18 protein-coding genes are annotated in these 19,809 nt (G+C 54.1%); 8 read left to right on the forward strand and 10 right to left on the reverse strand.

Translation table 11 applies throughout. The features are described 5' to 3' along the window. Positions 1-4: 4 nt before the first annotated feature. The 3 genes from nfsB to OGX67_RS22050 form a co-directional block, all read right to left on the reverse strand. Positions 5-658: an oxygen-insensitive NAD(P)H nitroreductase gene (gene nfsB, locus OGX67_RS22040; protein WP_103856652.1), complete on the reverse strand. Its 654-nt coding sequence runs from the start codon at positions 656-658 to the stop codon at positions 5-7. Between the two features lie 119 nt (positions 659-777). Then, positions 778-1,146 (reverse strand): MmcQ/YjbR family DNA-binding protein, encoded by a 369-nt coding sequence (locus OGX67_RS22045; RefSeq protein ID WP_032948764.1) that lies wholly within the window; start codon positions 1,144-1,146, stop codon positions 778-780. Then, complete coding sequence (locus OGX67_RS22050) at positions 1,146-1,727, reverse strand: TetR/AcrR family transcriptional regulator (RefSeq protein ID WP_003021988.1); 582 nt, start codon at positions 1,725-1,727, stop codon at positions 1,146-1,148. The genes OGX67_RS22045 and OGX67_RS22050 overlap by 1 nt, the downstream gene beginning before the upstream one ends. A gap of 189 nt (positions 1,728-1,916) precedes the next feature. Here OGX67_RS22050 and OGX67_RS22055 point away from each other — a divergent pair, with 189 nt between their 5' ends. Then, positions 1,917-3,029, forward strand: coding sequence for an MBL fold metallo-hydrolase (locus tag OGX67_RS22055; RefSeq protein WP_003021993.1), 1,113 nt, complete (start codon positions 1,917-1,919; stop codon positions 3,027-3,029). Positions 3,030-3,046: 17 nt separating this feature from the next. Next, positions 3,047-3,388, forward strand: coding sequence for a RamA family antibiotic efflux transcriptional regulator (locus tag OGX67_RS22060; protein WP_003021996.1), 342 nt, complete (start codon positions 3,047-3,049; stop codon positions 3,386-3,388). 21 nt (positions 3,389-3,409) lie between these two features. Here OGX67_RS22060 and OGX67_RS22065 read toward each other — a convergent pair whose 3' ends face one another. Beyond that, the gene (locus OGX67_RS22065; protein WP_008784044.1) at positions 3,410-3,658 is read right to left on the reverse strand and encodes a DUF1158 domain-containing protein; all 249 of its coding nucleotides are present in this window, start codon (positions 3,656-3,658) and stop codon (positions 3,410-3,412) included. Positions 3,659-3,725: 67 nt separating this feature from the next. Further along, complete coding sequence (locus tag OGX67_RS22070) at positions 3,726-4,844, reverse strand: YbdK family carboxylate-amine ligase (RefSeq protein ID WP_257651663.1); 1,119 nt, start codon at positions 4,842-4,844, stop codon at positions 3,726-3,728. Between the two features lie 142 nt (positions 4,845-4,986). Between OGX67_RS22070 and OGX67_RS22075 the strand changes: the two genes are divergently transcribed. Then, a complete protein-coding gene (locus tag OGX67_RS22075; protein ID WP_003835662.1) occupies positions 4,987-5,706 on the forward strand; it encodes a GNAT family N-acetyltransferase in 720 nt (239 codons plus the stop codon). Here the strand turns inward: OGX67_RS22075 and entD are convergent. Further along, the gene (gene entD / locus OGX67_RS22080; RefSeq protein WP_286527283.1) at positions 5,681-6,334 is read right to left on the reverse strand and encodes an enterobactin synthase subunit EntD; all 654 of its coding nucleotides are present in this window, start codon (positions 6,332-6,334) and stop codon (positions 5,681-5,683) included. The two genes, OGX67_RS22075 and entD, sit on opposite strands and share 26 nt — an antisense overlap. Before the next feature lie 49 nt (positions 6,335-6,383). Further along, the gene (locus tag OGX67_RS22085; protein ID WP_003835658.1) at positions 6,384-8,657 is read right to left on the reverse strand and encodes a TonB-dependent siderophore receptor; all 2,274 of its coding nucleotides are present in this window, start codon (positions 8,655-8,657) and stop codon (positions 6,384-6,386) included. A 253-nt stretch (positions 8,658-8,910) separates the two neighbouring features. Here OGX67_RS22085 and fes point away from each other — a divergent pair, with 253 nt between their 5' ends. The 4 genes from fes (at position 8,911) to wzz(fepE) (ending at position 15,626) form a co-directional block, all read left to right on the forward strand. Next, positions 8,911-10,128 (forward strand): enterochelin esterase, encoded by a 1,218-nt coding sequence (fes, locus tag OGX67_RS22090; protein ID WP_141399940.1) that lies wholly within the window; start codon positions 8,911-8,913, stop codon positions 10,126-10,128. A gap of 30 nt (positions 10,129-10,158) precedes the next feature. Then, the gene (locus tag OGX67_RS22095; RefSeq protein WP_003022015.1) at positions 10,159-10,377 is read left to right on the forward strand and encodes an MbtH family protein; all 219 of its coding nucleotides are present in this window, start codon (positions 10,159-10,161) and stop codon (positions 10,375-10,377) included. Further along, entirely contained in the window at positions 10,374-14,264 is a 3,891-nt protein-coding gene (entF, locus tag OGX67_RS22100) for an enterobactin non-ribosomal peptide synthetase EntF (protein ID WP_257651661.1), read from the forward strand. The genes OGX67_RS22095 and entF overlap by 4 nt, the downstream gene beginning before the upstream one ends. Positions 14,265-14,492: 228 nt before the next feature. Beyond that, positions 14,493-15,626, forward strand: coding sequence for an LPS O-antigen length regulator Wzz(fepE) (gene wzz(fepE) / locus OGX67_RS22105; RefSeq protein ID WP_257651660.1), 1,134 nt, complete (start codon positions 14,493-14,495; stop codon positions 15,624-15,626). Between the two features lie 46 nt (positions 15,627-15,672). Here the strand turns inward: wzz(fepE) and fepC are convergent, their stop codons facing one another. From fepC to fepD, 3 genes are read right to left on the reverse strand one after another with little or no spacing between them, the layout of a single operon-like run. Continuing rightward, positions 15,673-16,470 carry an iron-enterobactin ABC transporter ATP-binding protein gene (gene fepC, locus OGX67_RS22110; protein WP_003022023.1) on the reverse strand — a complete coding sequence of 266 codons (798 nt, stop codon included), beginning with the start codon at positions 16,468-16,470 and terminating at the stop codon, positions 15,673-15,675. Then, positions 16,467-17,459, reverse strand: a complete 993-nt coding sequence (fepG, locus tag OGX67_RS22115) for an iron-enterobactin ABC transporter permease (protein ID WP_003022026.1) — start codon at positions 17,457-17,459, stop codon at positions 16,467-16,469. Before fepG ends, fepC begins: the two co-directional genes overlap by 4 nt. Then, the gene (gene fepD / locus OGX67_RS22120) at positions 17,456-18,463 is read right to left on the reverse strand and encodes a Fe(3+)-siderophore ABC transporter permease (protein ID WP_003835646.1); all 1,008 of its coding nucleotides are present in this window, start codon (positions 18,461-18,463) and stop codon (positions 17,456-17,458) included. Before fepD ends, fepG begins: the two co-directional genes overlap by 4 nt. A 109-nt stretch (positions 18,464-18,572) precedes the next feature. Between fepD and entS the strand changes: the two genes are divergently transcribed. Further along, complete coding sequence (entS, locus tag OGX67_RS22125) at positions 18,573-19,808, forward strand: enterobactin transporter EntS (RefSeq protein ID WP_257651659.1); 1,236 nt, start codon at positions 18,573-18,575, stop codon at positions 19,806-19,808. The last annotated feature ends 1 nt before the right edge of the window (position 19,809 follow it).

A 19,809-nucleotide genomic window follows, 5' to 3' on the forward strand; every position in this document is an offset into this window, starting at 1 on the left:
GGGATTAGACTTCCGTCAGCGTTGTTTCCAGCGGCAGACGGGATTTCGGCAGCGTGGCGTTGAAATCCTCTACACTGTGATGACCCACCGGGACCACCACTACGCTGGTGAAACCTTTTTCTTTCAGACCAAACTCTGCATCCATCACCGCCGCATCAAAGCCTTCGATCGGCACTGCATCCAGACCCATTGCTGCAACGCCCAGCAGGAAGTTACCAACGTTCAGGTACACCTGTTTTGCCATCCAGTGGTTGTCATCTTTTAGTTCTTTGCGATGCATATCAGCAAAGAAGGTACGACCTTTGTGGTTTGCAGCTTTAGCTTCAGGGGTGGCGAAGCGGCCATCGCTCTCTTCCTGATCCACCACGCGCTCCAGCCACGCGTCGTCCATCGCCGTTTTGGCGCAGAACACTACTACGTGGGATGCATCCAGCATTTTACGTTCGTTGAACACAAAGCCGCCGGCTGCGGATTTGGCCACACGCGCTTTACCTTCATCAGTGCTGGCAACGATAAAATGCCATGGCTGAGAGTTGGTGCTGGATGGGCTAAACTGCAGCAGCGTTTTTAATTTTTCTGCCTGCTCAGCGGTCAGTTTTTTAGTCGGATCGAATGCCTTAGTGGAGTAACGTTTTAAGGCGACAGAAACAATATCCATAACTACTCCTGGTGGTTTTTTATACCCTGCGGGTACGTTTTGTTTCAGCAGGGTACAGGGTTAGCAGGAAAAAGATAAGACAGGAAAATGCAAAAACACTTATCGGGGTTAGCGATAAATCAATCTGGACGCAGGCGTTTTTGATCCCGCTTCGGCAAGCCGTCAACGACGCGGTGCCAGGAATCATTCACCAGCTCTGCCAGTAATGACTCGGTAATGTCGTCGCCCGGATAGACCGAGATCCAGTGCTTTTTATTCATGTGATAGCCGGGTTTAATGCTGGGGTAGATCTGCTGGTTTAACAGTGATTTTTGCGGATCGGATTTCAGGTTAATAAGCGGACGTCCGCGAAGCTCCGTGACCAGCATAAAAATTTTACCGCCAACCTTGAAGACATCGTATTCCGGGCCGAATGGCCAGCAGTGTTCGGTAAAAGGCAGTTCGAGCGCAAGGCGTTTCGCACAGGTAGGCAGGGTTTGGCCGTCCATTATTGTTCCTCGCGGGTTAGAGCGCGCCACATCGCTTCAAATCCCATCGATATGTATTCCTTGGCCCGGGCAGAGTCTCGGGCAGCGAACTCCATGGTGGTTTCCGCCAAAGAGAGAAAAAGGCCATCGCCAAAGGCGCGATATTCGTCAGACATAAACTCAGGTCGTACGTAACGATGACAAAGATCGCGCAGTTCGGGGAACATATCGTCAGCCTGCTGTTCTGTTTCTTTGCTGATTTTCTCGCTAACGGCTAACTGGCGAATCGTGCGATGCCCACAGGTATGGTTCAGGCCCCAGCTAATGTAGCTGTTCCAGATATAGTGAGTCATGGTTTTGGCATCGGTCACTGAGCGATCCAGATTTGCCATCATCGACTGACAGAGATCGTGCTTTAAAAAGAGGTAAAGCTCGTTGATCAAATCATCTTTGGTCGCGAAATAGCGAAACAACGTTCCCTCCGCAACACCTGCATTGCGGGCAATTACGGCGGTAGACGCCGCAATACCTGATTGTGCAAATGCTGTGGTTGCAGCTTCCAGTAATGCCAATTTTTTGTCTTCACTCTTCGGACGAGCCACTACACTTTACCCTTAAGTTGTAAAAAGCATGATTGAATCACGGCCTTTGCAGCACCGCAACGGTGAATGTCAAAGATTGAAAATCATCTTGACGGCGAACTTTCGATTTCTATAATGAGTGCTTACTCACTCATAATCAAGAGTCAGTCACGCAAACCAGCGGAAAGGGGGCGTGTTTAAGGTCAGGATATGAAGCGTCTCACAGTTTGTGTGGTTGTTATTATGCTCATTGGCGCAGCTGCAAGTTTACCGTTTTTACTCAATGCCGGGTTTGGTCAGGCACCGAAAGGGGCACAGCTGAGTCAGGTTGAACAGTCACCGCACTATCGTGATGGACAGTTTCATAACCAGGTGCCAACACCGGGCTATACCGGCAACAAAAGTATGCTGGCTGCCTGGTGGGAGTTTTTGGTCGCTAAGCGCGAAAATGCGCGGCCAGCACATCCGTTGCCATTGGTGGCGACCGATCTCGCCGGGTTATCTCCAGAGCAGGACACGCTTGTCTGGCTGGGTCACTCTTCGTGGTATTTGCAGCTGGCGGGTCAACGTATCCTGATCGATCCCGTGTTTAGCAACTATGCCGCACCGCTTTCATTCCTGAACAAAGCCTTTGTCGGTGATTATCCGTGGTCCGCACAGACGATGCCGGAGATCGATCTGCTCATTATCTCGCACGATCACTATGACCATCTGGATCTCGCCACGATCAAGGCGTTAATGCCGAAAATTAAGCGGGTGATTACGCCGCTTGGCGTAGGGTCACATCTACGTTATTGGGGAATGCGTGGCGAGATAATCGACGAGATGGACTGGAATCAATCCATCAGAGTAACGGATTCGCTGATCGTTCATGCGTTGCCAGCCCGTCATTTTTCGGGGAGAGGCATCAAGCGCAATCAGACGCTATGGGCGAGTTTCATGTTTGAAACGCCGGAGCAGAACGTTTATTACAGCGGCGATTCCGGCTATGGACCGCATTTTAAAGCCATCGGCGAGCAGTTTGGCTCGGTTGACTTGGCGATTATGGAGAACGGCCAGTATGACCATGACTGGAAGTTTATTCACATGATGCCGGAAGAGACGGCACAGGCTGCGGTCGATCTGCATGCGAAAGCCGTTCTACCAGGGCATGCAGGTCGTTTCGTTCTGGCGAAACATACCTGGGATGATCCTTACAAACGACTGGCGCTTGCCAGCCGTCGTTACAATTACCGATTGCTGACGCCAATGTTGGGTGAACCGGTAATACTGTCCGAACCGGACCAACTGTTTACGGCCTGGTGGCAACAGGTGACTCAATGAATACAGGGGAGAGCATGATGACGATTTCTGCTCAGGTAATTGATACGATTGTTGAATGGATTGATGATAATTTGAATCAACCATTGCGCATTGATGATATTGCACGCCATGCGGGATATTCAAAATGGCACCTGCAGCGTCTTTTTATGCAGTATAAAGGCGAAAGCCTCGGGCGTTACATTCGGGAACGTAAGCTGCTACTGGCCGCGCGCGATCTACGCGATACCGACCAGAAAGTGTACGACATCTGTTTGAAATACGGATTCGATTCGCAGCAGACCTTTACGCGTATTTTCACCCGTACGTTCAGCCAGCCGCCGGGCGCTTATCGCAAAGAAAATCATAGCCGAACGCATTAACAGCAAAGGGTTCTCGCGGGTCTAATCCGCCAGCGAGAACCAGCGCCGCCAGATGAAGCGCAGCACCAAATATTCAATCACACCCAGCAGTAAAAACCACAGACAAAACAGCAAAGTATAAAACTGATTGAGATCCATCAGATGAAAAATGGCGACGAGTTTTTGCGCCAGCACCAGGCCAAGCGAGGGGGCGGGCAGCAGCAGGCAAGACAAAAAAGCCAGCAGCAGGATCCCTGCTACGGTCATCAGTGATTCAAGCGGGTGTTTCATAACATTGTTAAACTTGAGTTAAAAAGCCATTGTCCGGGATCTCTGCGGGCAACGCAAATTCCCACGCTCAAAGCCCGGTCCAAATCTCACAATGTTTTTTCACCAGACCACTCAGTGATCCGCCTTCGGCGACGAAGTCACGCATGTTTTGTGCTTCATCATGATCATTTTTAACCTGCAGGTGTATAGCTTCAATCGCGCTGGCCGCGCCCACTTTATCCGCAGAGCCCGCAATATTCTCCAGTAGTCGCAATGTGTCATCTGACAAGCGACAACCGTTGCCGGTATTGACGTCGGTGACGATTCCCGCCATACCAAAGCGACAGGCCTGAAAACGATTGAATTTATACAACAGGTAATCACGCTCCTGGTGCTTGAACGGACGTTTGGTGAGTAACCAGTGGGCGGTAGCCTGAATAAGCCCTGCCATATTGACCGCATGATCAAGGGTCAGCGGCGTATCCATTACCCGAACCTCTACCGTGCCAAAGTGCGGGCTGGGACGGATATCCCAGTGTAAATCTTTAATACTATCAATCATGCTGGTGTAAGCCAGCCGACGGAATAGCCCCTCGAATTCCTGCCAGTTATTCACCCATGGCATCGGGCCATTATCGGGAAATCCGGAGAATATATTCAGTCGCGCGCAGGCAAACCGCGTGTCGGACGTCTGCATATAAGGTGAAGCGGCAGAGAGCGCAATAAAATGCGGAACAAATCGCGACAGGCCGTGCAGCAGGTAAATGGCATCATCGCCGTTTGCGCAGCCGATATGCACATGCTGGCCAAACACCGTCGCCTGCTGAATAAGATAACCGAAATTTTCCAGGTTGCGCCGATAGCGTTCGTCATCGCAGACTTCCTGACGTTGCCATTTTTGAAATGGATGCGTACCACCGCCACAAATGGCGAGGTGCTGCTCTGCAGCAACCCGCGTGATTATCTGCTGCATGGCGGATAATTCAGCACTCGCCTGGTCGATATTGCGACAAACTCCGGTCGCCATCTCCAGCATACTTTCCGTGATATCGTGCTTCACTTCTCCGGCGGTAAGCAGTGGCTTTACGGCGTCAATCAGCCGGGAAGAATCCTGACTCAGGTCGTAGCCCGGAGGATTGACCACCTGCATTTCCAGTTCAATGCCTAACGTGAAAGGGTCAGAAACATGAAAATCGGGAAGTGGCATAAGACTCTCTTCAGCGTTGATTTTTAATCAGTATAGAAGGGCGGCTGATTTTCTGTTCGTTGTCAGATATTCCCTGGTGACGCTTTGAAGGTGAAATGGCCGGTGTTATAACTATTTTTTACTTCGCAACAGGGGTTGAATCGTGCCGGAAATAAATCTTTATGGGCAGACCGTCGGCGATGTTGTGCCGGACTGGAATGGCGCTGCCGTACTGCCACGGGAAACGCTTGTCGGTCAATATTGTCGACTGGTTCCTCTGGATGCCGACAGCCATGCCGCCGATCTGTTTGATGCCTACGCGCAGGCACCGGACGATCGCGACTGGACCTGGCTTGCAAGCTCTCGCCCCACAAGCGTTGAGGCTGCAGCTTGTTGGGTTGAGGGGAAATCCACTGATGCCTCTCTGGTTCCCTATGCCGTCATTGAGCAGCGTTTCGGACGTGCCGTCGGACTGGTGTGTTTTATGGCGATCGAACGAGAGCACGGTTCGGTCGAAATTGGTCATGTGACCTGGTCACCGCGCATGAAAAATACGGTACTTGGCACCGAAAGCATCTGGCTGCTGCTGCGCCAGGCGTTTGCGTTGGGTTATCGTCGCGTGGAGTGGAAATGCGATTCTCTGAACACCGCTTCTCGACGGGCGGCGGAGCGCCTTGGGTTTATCTTCGAAGGACGCTTTCGCCAGAAGATTGTGCGTAAGGGCCGCAATCGCGACAGCGACTGGTTATCGATGATTGACGGCGAATGGCCCCAGTGTGACGCCGTGTTACAGCGCTGGCTGGCGGCGGAGAACTTTGATGAACACGGGCGGCAACGCCGGTCAATGGCGGACTTTGTTACAAAGTCGCTTCACACAGAGTAATGATGTTTTCATCATGCTGAAACCAGCGAACATTAACTTCCTGTCCGGCGAGGTTTTGCGAAAATGACGGGGTGATTTGCACCGTTAAGTGTGTCGCTGTGAGTGCAACTATTTTGGCGCTGGCAAAACCCGGCAGCTCTGATGCCTGCGCGGAAAATGTTTTATACACGCTCTCTTTGGCGGAAAACGCCAGGGTTAAGGCGAGCGGAAAGGGCAAAGAACTGAGCTGTAAAATTCGTTGTTCGCTGTTGTCGATAATACCGCCAGTCAGCTCAACTGCGGTTTGTGGCGTAAAAATAGCTTCTATATCCAGTCCGACGGGATGCGTCGATACCACCGCCAGCGCAGTTGACGTACTGTGGCTGATGCTGCCAAACAACTTTTGTGGCCACAGCGGTTGTCGCTGCCCGCCGATGCCGGGCACAGTTTTGATACCGTATTCACGTAATGCATTTACTGCGGCAATACGCCCCGCTAAGTGCTCAGCTTTACGCTTACGCCCACAGGATTGAAGCTGAGTATGGTGGGGGAGCCAGAACAGGTCGTGCTCTTGGAAGGTGTCGGGATCGAACTCGACAATGTGCAGCGTGTGGTCTGCGAAAGTGAGCGTTGTGTGCGTTGTGTGCATCGTCGTTATTGTTTCCCTCTCCCCGTAGCGAGGAGAGGGAGAAACGTTATCAGAAGTGCGTATTAACGCTCATGAACCACGTCCGGCCCGGTTCGTTATAGGTGTGCGCGCCTGCGCCCGCCATATAGTTCCCGGTTACAATATCGCCCGTGGTCTGGGCATTGCCTTCACGCCACAGACGTTTGTCGAAGACGTTATCGACGCCGCCAGTCAGGCTGACATTTTTCGTCACATCCCAGGTCGCGCTCAGGCCGACGATGCTGTACGGGCTGACTTCACTCGCCGAACTACCGGTTACCGGTTTACCCTGGTAATCGTATTTCTTCGGCTGCTGTTTACCGTACCAGGTGAAGGTTGACTGCAGCGATAAATCTTCACGCGCCTGCCAGCTCAGCGTTGAGTTCAGCGTGTATTCAGGAATAATCGACAAGCGCTCGCCGGTCTCTTTATTCTTACTTTGCAGCATGTAGGTAATGTTGTTGGTCCAGTTAACGGTTTCGCTAACCGGTACGTTCAACGTACCTTCCAGACCCTCAACCACTGCTTTAGGAATGTTTTCCCACTGATAGATATCAGTGTAAGTCGTCTTCCCTTTGCTGGTGATAGACGTTCTGTCGAACGGTACCGTACCCGCTTCAATCTTGTTGCGGTAATCGTTACGGAACCAGGTTACCCCGGCCAGCCAGCCGTCACGTTTGAACTCAAGACCAATCTCTTTGTTGATACTGGTTTCGGCCTTCAGGTCATCGTTGCCCATCATGTAGCAACCAATGCCCGTCGCGGAACCGGTGGCGTAGCAACCCTGGCCTTTGCTGTACAGAATGTAGTTCGGGTTGAGCTGGTACAGGCTTGGTGCTTTATAGGCTCGCGCAATCCCCATCTTCAGCGTGAAGTCATCACCCAGACCCTGGGACAGGTTCAGAGATGGGCTCCAGTTGTCGCCAACGATGCTGTGGTGGTCGAAACGCAGACCCGGCGTCAACATGGTGCTGTCGGTCAGTTCCATGTTGTTTTCAGCAAACAGAGAGAAAATCTCTGCGTCTGAGTATGGGCTACGGTTGGTACTGCTCGAACCTGGAATATCACCGCCCATAAAGGTCTGTGAATTGGACAACATGTCCTTCATGCGTTGCTGGTTCCATTCGGTACCAAGCGTCAGGTTTTGGTTGACCAGCAGATCTAACGGAATGCTGACTTCACTGTGCAGCATGACGTCACTCAGGTCGGCGTCGAGATATTTTTGTGACGCATTCGGGTCGAAGATACCCTCAGTACCGCCCGCCAGACCTTCAGGCGTACGGGAGTTACGTGTATGTTCGTACTGTACCCAGTTGCTGGTGGTGACGCCGTTATCCCAGCCGCCATTCCAGGTCAGAGAATAGTTCTGGCGGTAAAGACGGTTGGTCTCTTTCCCGTAGTTATCTTTCACCAGTTGGTTGGTGTTAGTGTTTTGAGTGTCGCCCGCATACAGGTTGCCCTGACGGCTATAACCGGCTTCCAATTCCAGTGACTGGAGTGGGGCGAAATCCCAGCGAACCACACCGTTAATGTCTTTGTTGATCACCCCTTCACGACCGGCTGGTAAGGTATTTGAATATGTGCCGGTACGTTCTGACTGATGACCCTGGTTGATGTCCCATGCGTCGGCCTGGGTTTTATCGAGATTACCGTACAGGCGGAAGCTGAAATCCCCACCCATTGGACCATTCAGGCTAAAGTTGGTGCGCTTGGTCGATCCTTCGTCTTTGTGTTCCGGGGCGTTGAAATAGGTATCCCAGGAACCGTGCCATTCATTGCTGCCTTTTTTGGTGATGATATTCACCACGCCGCCAGCTGCGCCATTGCCATAGCGTGCCGCGGCAGGACCGCGCAGCACTTCAATACGCTCAATCATTTCCGGTGGAACCCAGGCGGTATCGCCGCGGGTATCACGCTCGCCGCGCCAGCCCTGGCGTACGGAGTTACGGCTGGTAACCGGTTTACCGTCGATCAAAATCAGGGTGTTTTCTGGCCCCATGCCGCGAATATCGATCTGGCGGTTGTTGCCGCGCTGACCGCTGGTTGAGTTACCGGTCAGGTTAACGCCAGGCATGGTACGGATGATTTCCGACACATCGCGAGCGGGAGGGTTCTTACGAATTTCATCAGCGGTAATGGTTGAAACGCCCGGCGCCTGTAGGTTCTGCTGGGCGGCGGTAACGACGATGGTGTCTTCATGAGAGACAGCTACGCTATCGGTTTGATCTTCTGCCATTGCTGGCAGGGCTACCCCGTAAATCCCTAAATTGACCAATAAGGCCAGTGAATGAATCTTGTTGTTCATTGTATGTCCTGCTGTTCTTTTAGCCACGAGTACCAATGTGCCTCGGTGCGGCATTTGGTCTGATGTCGCCCGCATCTGCGTAAACTATCCATTCCAGAAAAAGTACGCAGTGCCAGGTCGGTTTATAAGTGGTGAAAAACTGTGCGCGCTTCCCACAGCGCGACAATACGCTATTGCAAATGCAAATAGTTATCAATAATATTATCAATATATTTCACGCTAGATCATAAAATTTCACAATAAACATGGGGTTATGGCGGTGACGACGTTAAAGATGGGAAGCGAGGCGTGGTGGCAGTCAAAAAAAGGCCCGGAGTGGGAGCGTGAAGACAACGGAAATTATCGTGTAACCTTCTGGTGGCGTGACCCGCAGGGAACGGAGAAAGAGTCAGCCATTCATCGCGTGTGGGTCTATATCACTGGCGTCACCGATCATCATCAAAACGCTACCCCTCAGTCGATGCAACGCATTGATGGAACAAATGTTTGGTGCTGGCGTGTTTCTCTCAGCGCCAACTGGCGCGGCAGCTACTGTTTTATCCCGACAACACGAAACGATATCTTTTCCTCGCTGGCGGTGGGCGCAGCGCCTGACCGAAGCGCACTGCGTGAAGGCTGGCGGCAATTGCTGCCGCAGGCCATTGCCGATCCCCTTAATCCGCAGAGCTGGCAGGGCGGTCGCGGTCATGCGGTGTCTGCGCTGGAAATGCCGGAGGCGCCCGTACAGCCCGGATGGGATCGACCTGAAAACCCCGATTCACCCGCAGTTTGCCTGCAATGGCGTAGCGCAAGGCTTGGTAATACGCGTCGCGTATGGGTATTTACCACCGGTGAGGCCCAAGCGGAATCTCGTCCGCTGGCTATCCTGCTGGATGGGCAGTTTTGGGCACAGAGTATGCCGGTCTGGCCTGCGCTAACTTCACTTACGCATCGTGGACACCTTCCTCCTGCCGTTTATCTCCTGATTGATGCCATCGACACGACTCACCGTAGCCGCGAACTGCCGTGTAACGCGGATTTTTGGTTGGCGGTACAAGAGGAGCTGTTGCCGCTGGTGAAGACGACGACCGCATTCAGTGACGATCCGCAGCGTACTGTGGTCGCCGGACAAAGTTTTGGCGGGTTGTCATCGCTGTATGCCGGGCTGAACTGGCCCGCGCGCTTTGGCTGTGTTCTTAGCCAGTCGGGCTCTTACTGGTGGCCGCATCGTGGTGGTGGTCAGGACGGAGCGATCGTCGAGCAACTGAAGACCGGGACCATCAGCGCTCAGGGACTGCGTATTGTCCTGGAAGCGGGGATCCGCGAGCCCATTATTTATCGCGCTAATCAGGCGTTATATGCCCAGTTACCTTCTGCACCACAGTCTATTTTCTGGCGTCAGGTTGATGGTGGACACGATGCGCTTTGCTGGCGCGGCGGTCTGATGCAAGGGCTAATGACGCTCTGGCAACCGCTTACCGACACGATTTAACCGGACGACGTTCCACGACAGGAGTTGAGTATGGAATTCAGTAACCCCTTCGATAATCCGCAGGGCCAGTTTTACATTCTGCAAAATCCCCAACGTCAGTTTAGCCTTTGGCCGCAGCAGTGTTCACTTCCTGCTGGTTGGCAAATTGCTTGCGAACCCCAATCCCAGGAAGCCTGCCAGCAATGGCTGGATGCAAACTGGACCACGCTGACGCCCGCGAACTATGTCGATATGCAGGAGGCTCCATGACTCAGCGTTTACCGTTAGTGGCGGCTCAGCCGGGGATCTGGATGGCGGAAAAACTCTCCACATTGCCCTCGGCGTGGAGCGTGGCGCACTACGTAGAATTAACCGGCGAACTGGACGCGTTGTTGCTGGCGAAAGCGGTTGTGGCGGGCCTGGAGCAGGCCGATACCTTGCGAATGCAGTTTAGCGAAGATAACGGCGAGGTCTGGCAATGGGTGGATCCTGCGCTCACTTTTGCGCAACCCGAAATCATCGATCTGCGCGAAAAATCCAACCCACATGAGGCGGCGCGTGCGTTGATGCAGGCAGACCTGCAGCAGGACATACGTGCTGACGGCAATAAGCCGCTGGTTTTTCACCAGCTTATACAGGTGGGAGATAAACGTTGGTATTGGTATCAGCGTTACCATCATTTGCTGGTCGATGGCTTCAGCTTCCCGGCCATTACCCGCCAGATAGCCGCAATCTATCGCGCATGGCTAGATGGCGAGTCTACGCCAGACTCGCCTTTTACGCCGTTCGCCGAGGTGGTGGAAGAGTATCAACAGTACCGTCAAAGTGATGCCTGGCAACGGGACGGCGCCTTCTGGCGCGAGCAGCGAAAGCAACTCCCACCTCCTGCTTCGCTGTCGAACAATCCGTTGCCGGGACGCTCGGCCAGCGCGGATATTATTCGCATGAAGTTAACCGCGCCTGAAGGAGCGTTTCGCCGGCTTGCGGCACGCATGCCTGACGTTCAGCGTGCGGATCTGGCCCTCGCGCTGGTGGCATTGTGGCTGGGACGTTTATGCAGCCGAATGGATTATGCCGCCGGGTTTATCTTTATGCGGCGCATGGGCTCGGCGGCGTTGACGTCCACTGGACCGGTTTTAAACGTTCTGCCATTTGGTGTGAGGCTGGATGCGGCAGAAAACTTGCCTGCGCTTGCACAACGACTGGCCGGACAGTTGAAGAAAATGCGTCGGCATCAACGTTATGATGCCGAACAAATCGTTCGCGACAGCGGGCGTGCAGCCGGTGCAGAGCCGCTGTTTGGCCCGGTGCTGAACGTGAAAATATTCGACTATCATCTGAATATTCCCTGCGTTCAGGCGCAAACTCATACGCTGGCGACAGGACCGGTGAACGATCTTGAACTGGCGTTGTTCCCGGATGAAAACGGCGGGCTGAGTATTGAAATCCTGGCCAATAAACAGCGCTACGATGCAGAAACGCTGGCGCAGCATGCCTCGCGTTTAATCGGGCTTATCGAGCAGTTTGCTGACAATCCGTCGCTATGCTGCGGCGACGCCGGGATGCTGTTGCCTACAGAACATGAGCGGCTGGCGAAGATTAACGACACGACCGTGGAGATCCCGTTCACTACGCTTAGCGCATTGGTGACACAGCAGGCCGATAAAACGCCGGATGCCCCGGCGCTGGCCGATGCCCGTTATCAGTTTAGCTATCGCGAAATGCGCCAGCAGGTCGTGGCGCTGGCGAGCCTTCTGCGCGAACGCGGCGTCCGTCCTGGCGACAGCGTAGCTGTGGCATTACCGCGTTCTGTGTTCCTGACGCTGGCGCTGCACGGTATTGTGGAAGCCGGAGCTGCCTGGCTGCCGTTGGATACCGGATACCCGGACGATCGCCTGCGGATGATGCTCGAAGACGCGAAGCCAAAATTGTTGATAGCGACTGAAGAGCAACTGGCGCGTTTTTGCGATATCCCAGGGCTGGAAAGTCTCTGCTATGACTCGCCGCTGCCAGCAGAAGATGCTGCTCCGTTGGCGCTATCTCAACCCAATCATACGGCCTATATCATTTTTACTTCCGGTTCTACCGGTAGACCAAAAGGGGTGATGGTTGGGCAAACCGCCATCGTTAACCGTCTGCTGTGGATGCAAAATCACTATCCGCTGACCGCAGATGATGTGGTGGCGCAAAAAACGCCATGCAGTTTTGACGTCTCGGTATGGGAGTTTTTCTGGCCGTTTATTGCCGGGGCAAAACTGGTCATGGCAGAACCTGAAGCGCACCGCGATCCGCTGGCGATGCAGCAGTTCTTTGCCCGTTATGGGGTGACGACCACGCACTTTGTCCCCTCTATGTTGGCCGCTTTTGTCGCTTCACTGACGCCGGAAACCGCGCGGGAGAGTTGTGCCTCTCTGAAACGGGTATTTTGCAGCGGCGAAGCCTTGCCAGCCGATTTATGCCGTGAGTGGGAGCAGTTGACTCATGCGCCACTGCACAATTTGTACGGACCAACGGAAGCTGCGGTCGATGTGAGCTGGTATCCGGCCTGGGGAGAAGATCTCGCTGCCGTAACCGGCAACAGCGTACCGATTGGCTATCCGGTATGGAATACCGGTTTACGCATTCTGGATGCCATGATGCGCCCGGTGCCTTTCGGCGTAGCGGGTGACCTGTATCTGACGGGGATCCAACTGGCGCAAGGCTATCTGGGGCGTCCGGATCTGACGGCGAGCCGCTTTATCGCCGATCCGTTTAACGTCGGTGAACGTATGTACCGTACCGGAGATGTGGCGCGCTGGCTGGAAAATGGCGCGGTGGAATACCTCGGGCGCAGCGATGACCAGCTTAAAATTCGTGGACAGCGCATTGAGCTCGGCGAGATTGACCGGGTGATGCAGCAGTTGCCTGATGTCGAGCATGCCGTTGCCCATGCCTGCGTATTCAACCAGGCTGCGGCGACAGGCGGCGATGCGCGTCAACTTGTGGGGTATCTGGTGTCGCAATCGGGTTTGCCGCTGGATACGGCTGTGTTGCGGGAACGTCTGCGCGAAAAACTGCCTGCGCACATGGTTCCGACGGTATTGTTACAACTGGCGGAGTTGCCGCTTAGCGCGAACGGTAAACTGGATCGTAAAGCGCTACCGATGCCGCAGTTGACGTCGCGTGTTTCCGGGCGCGCACCGCGATCAGGGACTGAGACCACCATCGCGCAGTCTTTTGCGGCCTTGCTGGATTGTGAGGTGAATGATGTAGAGGCTGATTTCTTTGCGCTTGGTGGGCATTCGCTGCTGGCGATGAAGCTGGCAGCGCAGTTGAGCCGCATTTTTGAGCGTCAGGTGACGCCCGGGCAGATTATGGTGGCTTCCACCGTGGAACAACTGAGCGCATTGCTGGAGAGCAATGATGATGAACAGTCGCAGCGTCTGGGATTCGAGACGCTATTGCCACTGCGTGAAAGTCACGGCCCAACGTTGTTCTGCTTCCATCCGGCGTCGGGTTTTGCCTGGCAGTTTAGCGTGCTGTCGCGTTATCTCAGCCCTCAGTGGTCGATTATGGGTATTCAGTCGCCACGACCGGATGGCCCGATGCAAACGGCGGAAAATCTCGACTCGGTATGCGAACATCACCTGGCAACGCTGCTCAGTCAACAACCTCACGGACCTTACTATTTATTAGGTTATTCGCTGGGCGGCACGCTGGCACAGGGGATCGCCGCGCGCTTACATGCCAGAGGAGAGACGGTTGCATTCCTAGGTCTGTTGGATACCTGGCCGCCAGAGACGCAAAACTGGCAAGAAAAAGAGGCCAATGGGCTGGATCCAGCGGTGCTGGCGGAGATCGAGCGTGAACGCGAAGCCTTTCTGGCGGCGCAGCAGGGGAATGCGTCAGAGGCCTTATTTAACGCGATCGAAGGCAACTACGCCGATGCGGTTCGCCTGCTCACCACGGCGCACAGCGTGCCGTTTGCAGGTCACGCCACGCTGTTCGTTGCTGAGCGTACCTTAGTGCCGGGTGTCAGCCCTGAACGTAGCTGGGCCCCGTGGATATCCAGTCTGGATGTTTACCGCCACGACTGCGCGCATGTTGATATTATTTCCCCCACCGCGTTTGAGGCGATAGGACCTGTAATAAATACGCTGATTAATAAATCTGTGTAACAAGACGAATATTGCAATCGCGATGATCGAACAGCTCCACAATGTAAAAAATATGTTGTGGAGATGTTATTTTTATGCAGTGCAAGGTGATGAAAGGGGTGAATAAATTCCGAATATAATTTTTGGTAGGGCGACAAGCACAAAGAGTGTTTCGGATAATTCTGACTAGCTGGTAGACTTCTCCCACAGAAATGTTTTTCTTTTAGGAAAGTTTTCAGGTCACGCAACATGTCATCATTAAATATTAAGCAAGATAACGTTTCGGAATTTACTGGCTATCCTCAGCCAGCGGCAAACGCAAATGAAATCGATTTAGTGAACCTAATCGAAATCTTATGGCGAGCAAGAACGAAAATTATCGCGACCGTTTTCGCCTTTGCTTGTGTGGGTATTCTGGTATCTTTCCTGCTTCCGCAAAAATGGACCAGTCAGGCAATCGTGACCCCCGCAGAACCGGTCCAGTGGCAGAGTCTCGAGAATACGTTGACCAAATTGCGCGTGCTGGATATGGATATTAGCGTTAGCCGTGGTGATGTGTTTAACCTGTTTATCAAAAAATTCCAGTCGCCTTCATTGTTAGAAGAATATCTGCGCTCTTCACCTTACGTGATGGATCAATTGAAAGGCGCTGATATCGACGAAATGGACCTGCACCGGGCAATCGTGAGGCTCAGTGAAAATATGAAAGCGACCGACAGCAATGCAGCAAAAAAGAATGAAACCTCGCTGTATACCGCATGGACGCTGAGTTTTACCGCGCCGCTAGCCGAAGAAGCCCAGGCTGTGCTGAAGGGCTATATCCAGTATATTTCTGATGTTGTAGTGAAAGAAACGCTGGAAGATATTCGCAATAAACTATCCATCAAAACCAGCTTCGAGAAAGAAAGGCTGGAGATGGATCGCGTCAGACTCAAGAACCAACTGGAAGCAAATATCCAGCGACTGAACTACTCGCTGGAGATTGCCAATGCCGCCGGGATTAAAAAGCCGGTCTACAGTAATGGCCAGGCGGTGAAGGATGATCCCGATTTCTCTATTTCACTGGGTGCTGACGGCATCGAACGTAAATTAGAAATAGAAAAATCAGTAACGGATGTTGCTGAAATTAACGGTGAATTACGTAATCGGCAGTATCACGTTGAGCAACTGTTAGCGATGAATGTGAGCGACGTAAAATTCACACCGTTTAAATATCAACTTACGCCTTCGCTGCCGGTGAAAAAAGATGGCCCGGCTAAATCAATGATCGTTATTCTGGCCGCATTACTAGGTGGAATGGTGGCGTGTGGTGGCGTTCTGCTGAACTATGCCATGGTGTCGCGTAAGCAAAAAATGACGTTTATTGATCAGCAACTGGTGTGATGAATTATCGTATGGCGGCAAGCCAGCCGCCTTACGATAACGCGTGTTATTTGCTGCGTCCAAGCGGCACTACTAACGGCGTTCCGGCAACTGGATCGTCGATAATCATACAGCGCAGTCCATAGATTTTTTCAATAAGCTGCGCGGTGACGATCTCCTTCGGTGCACCCTCGGCAATAATTTTTCCATCTCGCAGCGCAATCAGATGCGTCGCATAGCGACAGGCCTGATTCAGGTCGTGCAAAACGGCGGCCAGCGTGTAGCCTTTTTCCCGGTTTAACTCACTCAGCAGTTCCAGCAGATCGATCTGATGACTGATATCCAGCCAGGTGGTGGGTTCATCAAGCAGCATAATCGACGTTTCCTGCGCCAGCACCATCGCAATCCATGCACGTTGACGTTGTCCGCCGGAAAGGGTATCCACACTTTGTGATGCCAGGTGGGTGATACCCGTCGCCTGCATGGCGTTTGAGACCGCAATTTCATCCTCTTGCCGCCAGCGGGTAAACAGCGGCTGGTGCGGATAGCGCCCGCGGGCAACCAGCTCCTGTACCGTAATATCTCCCGGCGTGGTGGCGTTTTGCGCCAGCAAACCTATTCTTCGGGCGACTTCCTTGCTGGCATAGTGTTGAATATGCTCGCCGTCGAGCCACACCTTGCCGTTCGCGGGTGTCATCAGGCGACTAAGCGTGCGCAGCAATGTCGATTTCCCGCAGCCATTTGGCCCGATAATCGCGGTGAAGTGACCGTCGGGAATCGACACATTGAGGTTTTCCGCCACGGTAAACTTGCCATAACCCAGCGTTAGCTGGTCGCCACGCAAACGGGCTACTGATTCGGTCATTTTTTGCGGGACTCCTGAATTAACAAGACGATAAGATAAATACCGCCGAGGCTTACGGTGACAACGCCCACCGGAAGCTGATAAGGCATAAACAGCTGTTGGGCGCATAAATCCGCCATCAGCAGCAGCAACGCGCCGCACAGCGCTGACAGGGTTAATCCCCAGCGCGATGTGCCGCTTATACGTCGCGCGATATGCGGCGCGACAAGGGCAATAAACGAGATAGGACCCGCCAGCGCGGTGGCGGCAGCGGTCAGTACAACCGCAACCAGCATCATCATCAGACGCGAGCGCTCAACGCTGACACCAAGCGCACAGGCGCTGTCATCACCCATTTCCAGTAAGCGCATCCGGCGTACCAGCAATGTGGCGCATACCAGCATGATGATAATCAGCGGGGCAGACGGCCAGGTTTTGGCCCAGGTCAGGCCATTGAGCGATCCAGCGTTCCACAGTCCGGCCGTTAGCGCGGTTTCTAATGATGCTTTCAGCAGTAGCCAGGTGTTGAACGCCACCAGCATGGCGCGTATGCCGATACCAATAATAATTAGCCGGAAGGTGTCGATCCCATTGCGCCAGGCGAGCGCCCAGACCACCAGAGAAGTCAGGATCCCACCGAGCATGGCCGCCAGCGCGATCGCGGTAAGATGCTGTCCGAACAGCACCATTGCCACCAGCACACCGCTCCAGGCCCCGGTATTGAAACCCATCACATCCGGGCTGCCCAGTGGGTTACGCATCAGCGACTGAAATATTGCGCCGCTCACGCCGAGCGCTGCGCCAATCAATAGCGCCATGAGCACGCGTGGCAAACGCCATTCGGTCACCACCAGCGTAATACTGCGCGGCGCATCGCCGAGCAGGGCGGCAATAATTTGCTGGGTTTCCAGCGTAACAACGCCGCTACGCAGGCTCCATAAACCAATGACGAGACAACCTGCAACCAGCAGCAGGCTGCTGATTATCAGGCGGCGGGAGAGGTGCATCATGCGCCACCCCCGCGCGATTTACGGCGTACCAGAAAGATAAGCACCGGCGCGCCGATGAAAGCGCTGACCACCGACACGCGCAGCTCGCCGGGAACAATCAGGCGACCGATGATATCGGCAATCAGTAACAGAGAAGGGGTTGCCAGCAGGGTGACGGGCAGTGACCAGCGGTGATCCGCCCCCACCAGCCAGCGCGCCATGTGAGGTATCATCAGGCCGATAAAGGCGATAGGACCGACAATCGCGGTCGCGCTGCCGCACAGTACGGTAATAACCAGCAGGCCAATAAACTGTGTGCGAGCGACTTTACTACCAAGCGCGGTAGCTGTGTCGCTCCCGAGGCTCAGGCTATTCAGGGCACGACTGAGGAACAGTGCGACAGCCGCGGCAATCAGTACTGGTACCAATACAACCTTCAGCGTTTGCAGGCTGCGGATATCCAGTGAGCCAGCTTGCCAGAAACGCAGCTGATCGTAAACGTCCGGGTTGAGCAGGGCGATGCCGGTGGATAATCCTTCCAGCACCGCGCCCAGGGCAACGCCCGCCAGCGTCAGACGTACCGGGCTTAACTGCCCACCGCCCTGACTACCGGTAAAAGCTACGATCAGCGACGCAGCCAGCGCACCACAAAAGGCCATCAGCAGTTGCTCTTGCGCAGAGGAAAAGCCGAACAGCGCGGCACCCAACACAATAGCGAAGCTGGCACCGGAGTTGACACCCAGAATGCCGGGATCGGCGAGAGGGTTACGCGTGAGCGTTTGCATTAATGCGCCAGCCAGGCCCAGCGCACCACCGGCGAGCAGCCCCGCCAGCGTGCGTGGGAGTCGCGCGTCAAGCACGATGGTGCAATCAGCGCTTTGACAACTGCCGGTGAGCGCATCCAGCACCACGGAGGCAGGTAGCGACTTGGCGCCAATAACCAGACTTAATACCGTGGTCAGAACAAGTAATAACAATAGTCCGGGCACGGCGAAGGCGCGCGTCGCGGAAACAGAGCATGACATATCAACTTCCCTGATAATGATAGTAATTATCGTTATCGATCTTATTTGGATATGTTAGCATGTGCAGCCATCGAATGGATATTGAAAAAGTACCTGGTAAGGCTCTGTAATGAATCGACAATCATGGCTGCTCAATCTCAGCCTGTTAAAGACCCACCCTGCATTTCGTGCAGTCTTCCTCGCCCGTTTTATTTCCATTGTCTCTCTGGGGCTACTCGGCGTAGCGGTTCCGGTACAAATCCAGATGATGACCCAGTCGACCTGGCAGGTCGGTTTGTCGGTGACGCTGACCGGCAGTGCAATGTTTATTGGCCTGATGGTGGGCGGTGTGCTGGCCGACCGCTATGAGCGTAAAAAAGTGATCCTGCTGGCGCGTGGTACCTGTGGCATTGGCTTTATTGGCCTGTGTTTGAATGCGTTACTTCCCGAACCGTCGTTACTGGCAATTTATCTGCTTGGCTTATGGGACGGTTTCTTTGCTTCGCTGGGCGTGACTGCTTTACTGGCAGCGACGCCAGCGCTGGTCGGGCGGGAGAATCTGATGCAGGCCGGGGCGATTACCATGCTGACGGTGCGTCTGGGATCGGTAATTTCGCCGATGCTTGGAGGGGTGCTGCTCGCGACCGGCGGCGTGGCCTGGAACTACGGACTGGCGGCGGCGGGGACCTTCATTACCTTACTACCGTTGCTGAGTCTTCCCGCGTTGCCGCCTCCGCCGCAGCCGCGTGAGCATCCGCTGAAATCGCTGCTGGCAGCATTCCGCTTTCTGCTTGCCAGCCCACTGATTGGCGGTATTGCACTGCTCGGTGGTCTGTTAACCATGGCGAGCGCCGTGCGCGTGCTGTATCCGGCGTTGGCGATTAACTGGCACATGTCGAGTGCGCAAATTGGCCTGCTGTATGCGGCTATTCCGCTGGGGGCAGCCGTGGGTGCATTGACCAGCGGACAACTGGCGCACAGTCTTCGTCCGGGACTGATCATGCTGGCATCGACCGTAGCTTCATTTCTGGCTATCGGTCTGTTTGGCTTGATGCCCGTTTGGCAGCTTGGGGTTATTTGCCTGGCGCTGTTTGGCTGGCTAAGTGCGGTCAGTTCGTTGTTGCAGTACACCCTGTTACAGACGCAGACGCCGGAAGCGATGCTCGGGCGAATTAATGGTTTGTGGACCGCACAGAACGTCACCGGCGATGCGATTGGCGCGGCGTTGTTAGGTGGTCTGGGCGTGATGATGACGCCAGTTGCTTCGGCAAGCGTGAGTGGGTTTGGGCTGGTGATTGTCGGTCTTTTACTGCTGCTGTTGTTGGGAGAAGTGCGCCGATTCCGGCAAGTTCCCGTAAATGTCTGAT

Origin of the sequence: Citrobacter sp. Cf118 (genome assembly GCF_030334095.1) — a bacterium.
Taxonomy (GTDB): domain Bacteria; phylum Pseudomonadota; class Gammaproteobacteria; order Enterobacterales; family Enterobacteriaceae; genus Citrobacter; species Citrobacter freundii.

What these genes read in the sequence shown, in the direction of transcription:
- nfsB (WP_103856652.1), bottom strand. Translation starts at nt 658, where the DNA reads ATGGATATTGTTTCTGTCGCCTTAAAACGTTACTCCACTAAGGCATTC.
- OGX67_RS22045 (WP_032948764.1), bottom strand. Translation starts at nt 1,146, where the DNA reads ATGGACGGCCAAACCCTGCCTACCTGTGCGAAACGCCTTGCGCTCGAA.
- OGX67_RS22055 (WP_003021993.1), top strand. Translation starts at nt 1,917, where the DNA reads ATGAAGCGTCTCACAGTTTGTGTGGTTGTTATTATGCTCATTGGCGCA.
- OGX67_RS22060 (WP_003021996.1), top strand. Translation starts at nt 3,047, where the DNA reads ATGACGATTTCTGCTCAGGTAATTGATACGATTGTTGAATGGATTGAT.
- OGX67_RS22065 (WP_008784044.1), bottom strand. Translation starts at nt 3,658, where the DNA reads ATGAAACACCCGCTTGAATCACTGATGACCGTAGCAGGGATCCTGCTG.
- OGX67_RS22070 (WP_257651663.1), bottom strand. Translation starts at nt 4,844, where the DNA reads ATGCCACTTCCCGATTTTCATGTTTCTGACCCTTTCACGTTAGGCATT.
- entD (WP_286527283.1), bottom strand. Translation starts at nt 6,334, where the DNA reads ATGCACACAACGCACACAACGCTCACTTTCGCAGACCACACGCTGCAC.
- OGX67_RS22085 (WP_003835658.1), bottom strand. Translation starts at nt 8,657, where the DNA reads ATGAACAACAAGATTCATTCACTGGCCTTATTGGTCAATTTAGGGATT.
- fes (WP_141399940.1), top strand. Translation starts at nt 8,911, where the DNA reads ATGGCGGTGACGACGTTAAAGATGGGAAGCGAGGCGTGGTGGCAGTCA.
- OGX67_RS22095 (WP_003022015.1), top strand. Translation starts at nt 10,159, where the DNA reads ATGGAATTCAGTAACCCCTTCGATAATCCGCAGGGCCAGTTTTACATT.
- entF (WP_257651661.1), top strand. Translation starts at nt 10,374, where the DNA reads ATGACTCAGCGTTTACCGTTAGTGGCGGCTCAGCCGGGGATCTGGATG.
- fepC (WP_003022023.1), bottom strand. Translation starts at nt 16,470, where the DNA reads ATGACCGAATCAGTAGCCCGTTTGCGTGGCGACCAGCTAACGCTGGGT.
- fepG (WP_003022026.1), bottom strand. Translation starts at nt 17,459, where the DNA reads ATGATGCACCTCTCCCGCCGCCTGATAATCAGCAGCCTGCTGCTGGTT.
- fepD (WP_003835646.1), bottom strand. Translation starts at nt 18,463, where the DNA reads ATGTCATGCTCTGTTTCCGCGACGCGCGCCTTCGCCGTGCCCGGACTA.
- entS (WP_257651659.1), top strand. Translation starts at nt 18,573, where the DNA reads ATGAATCGACAATCATGGCTGCTCAATCTCAGCCTGTTAAAGACCCAC.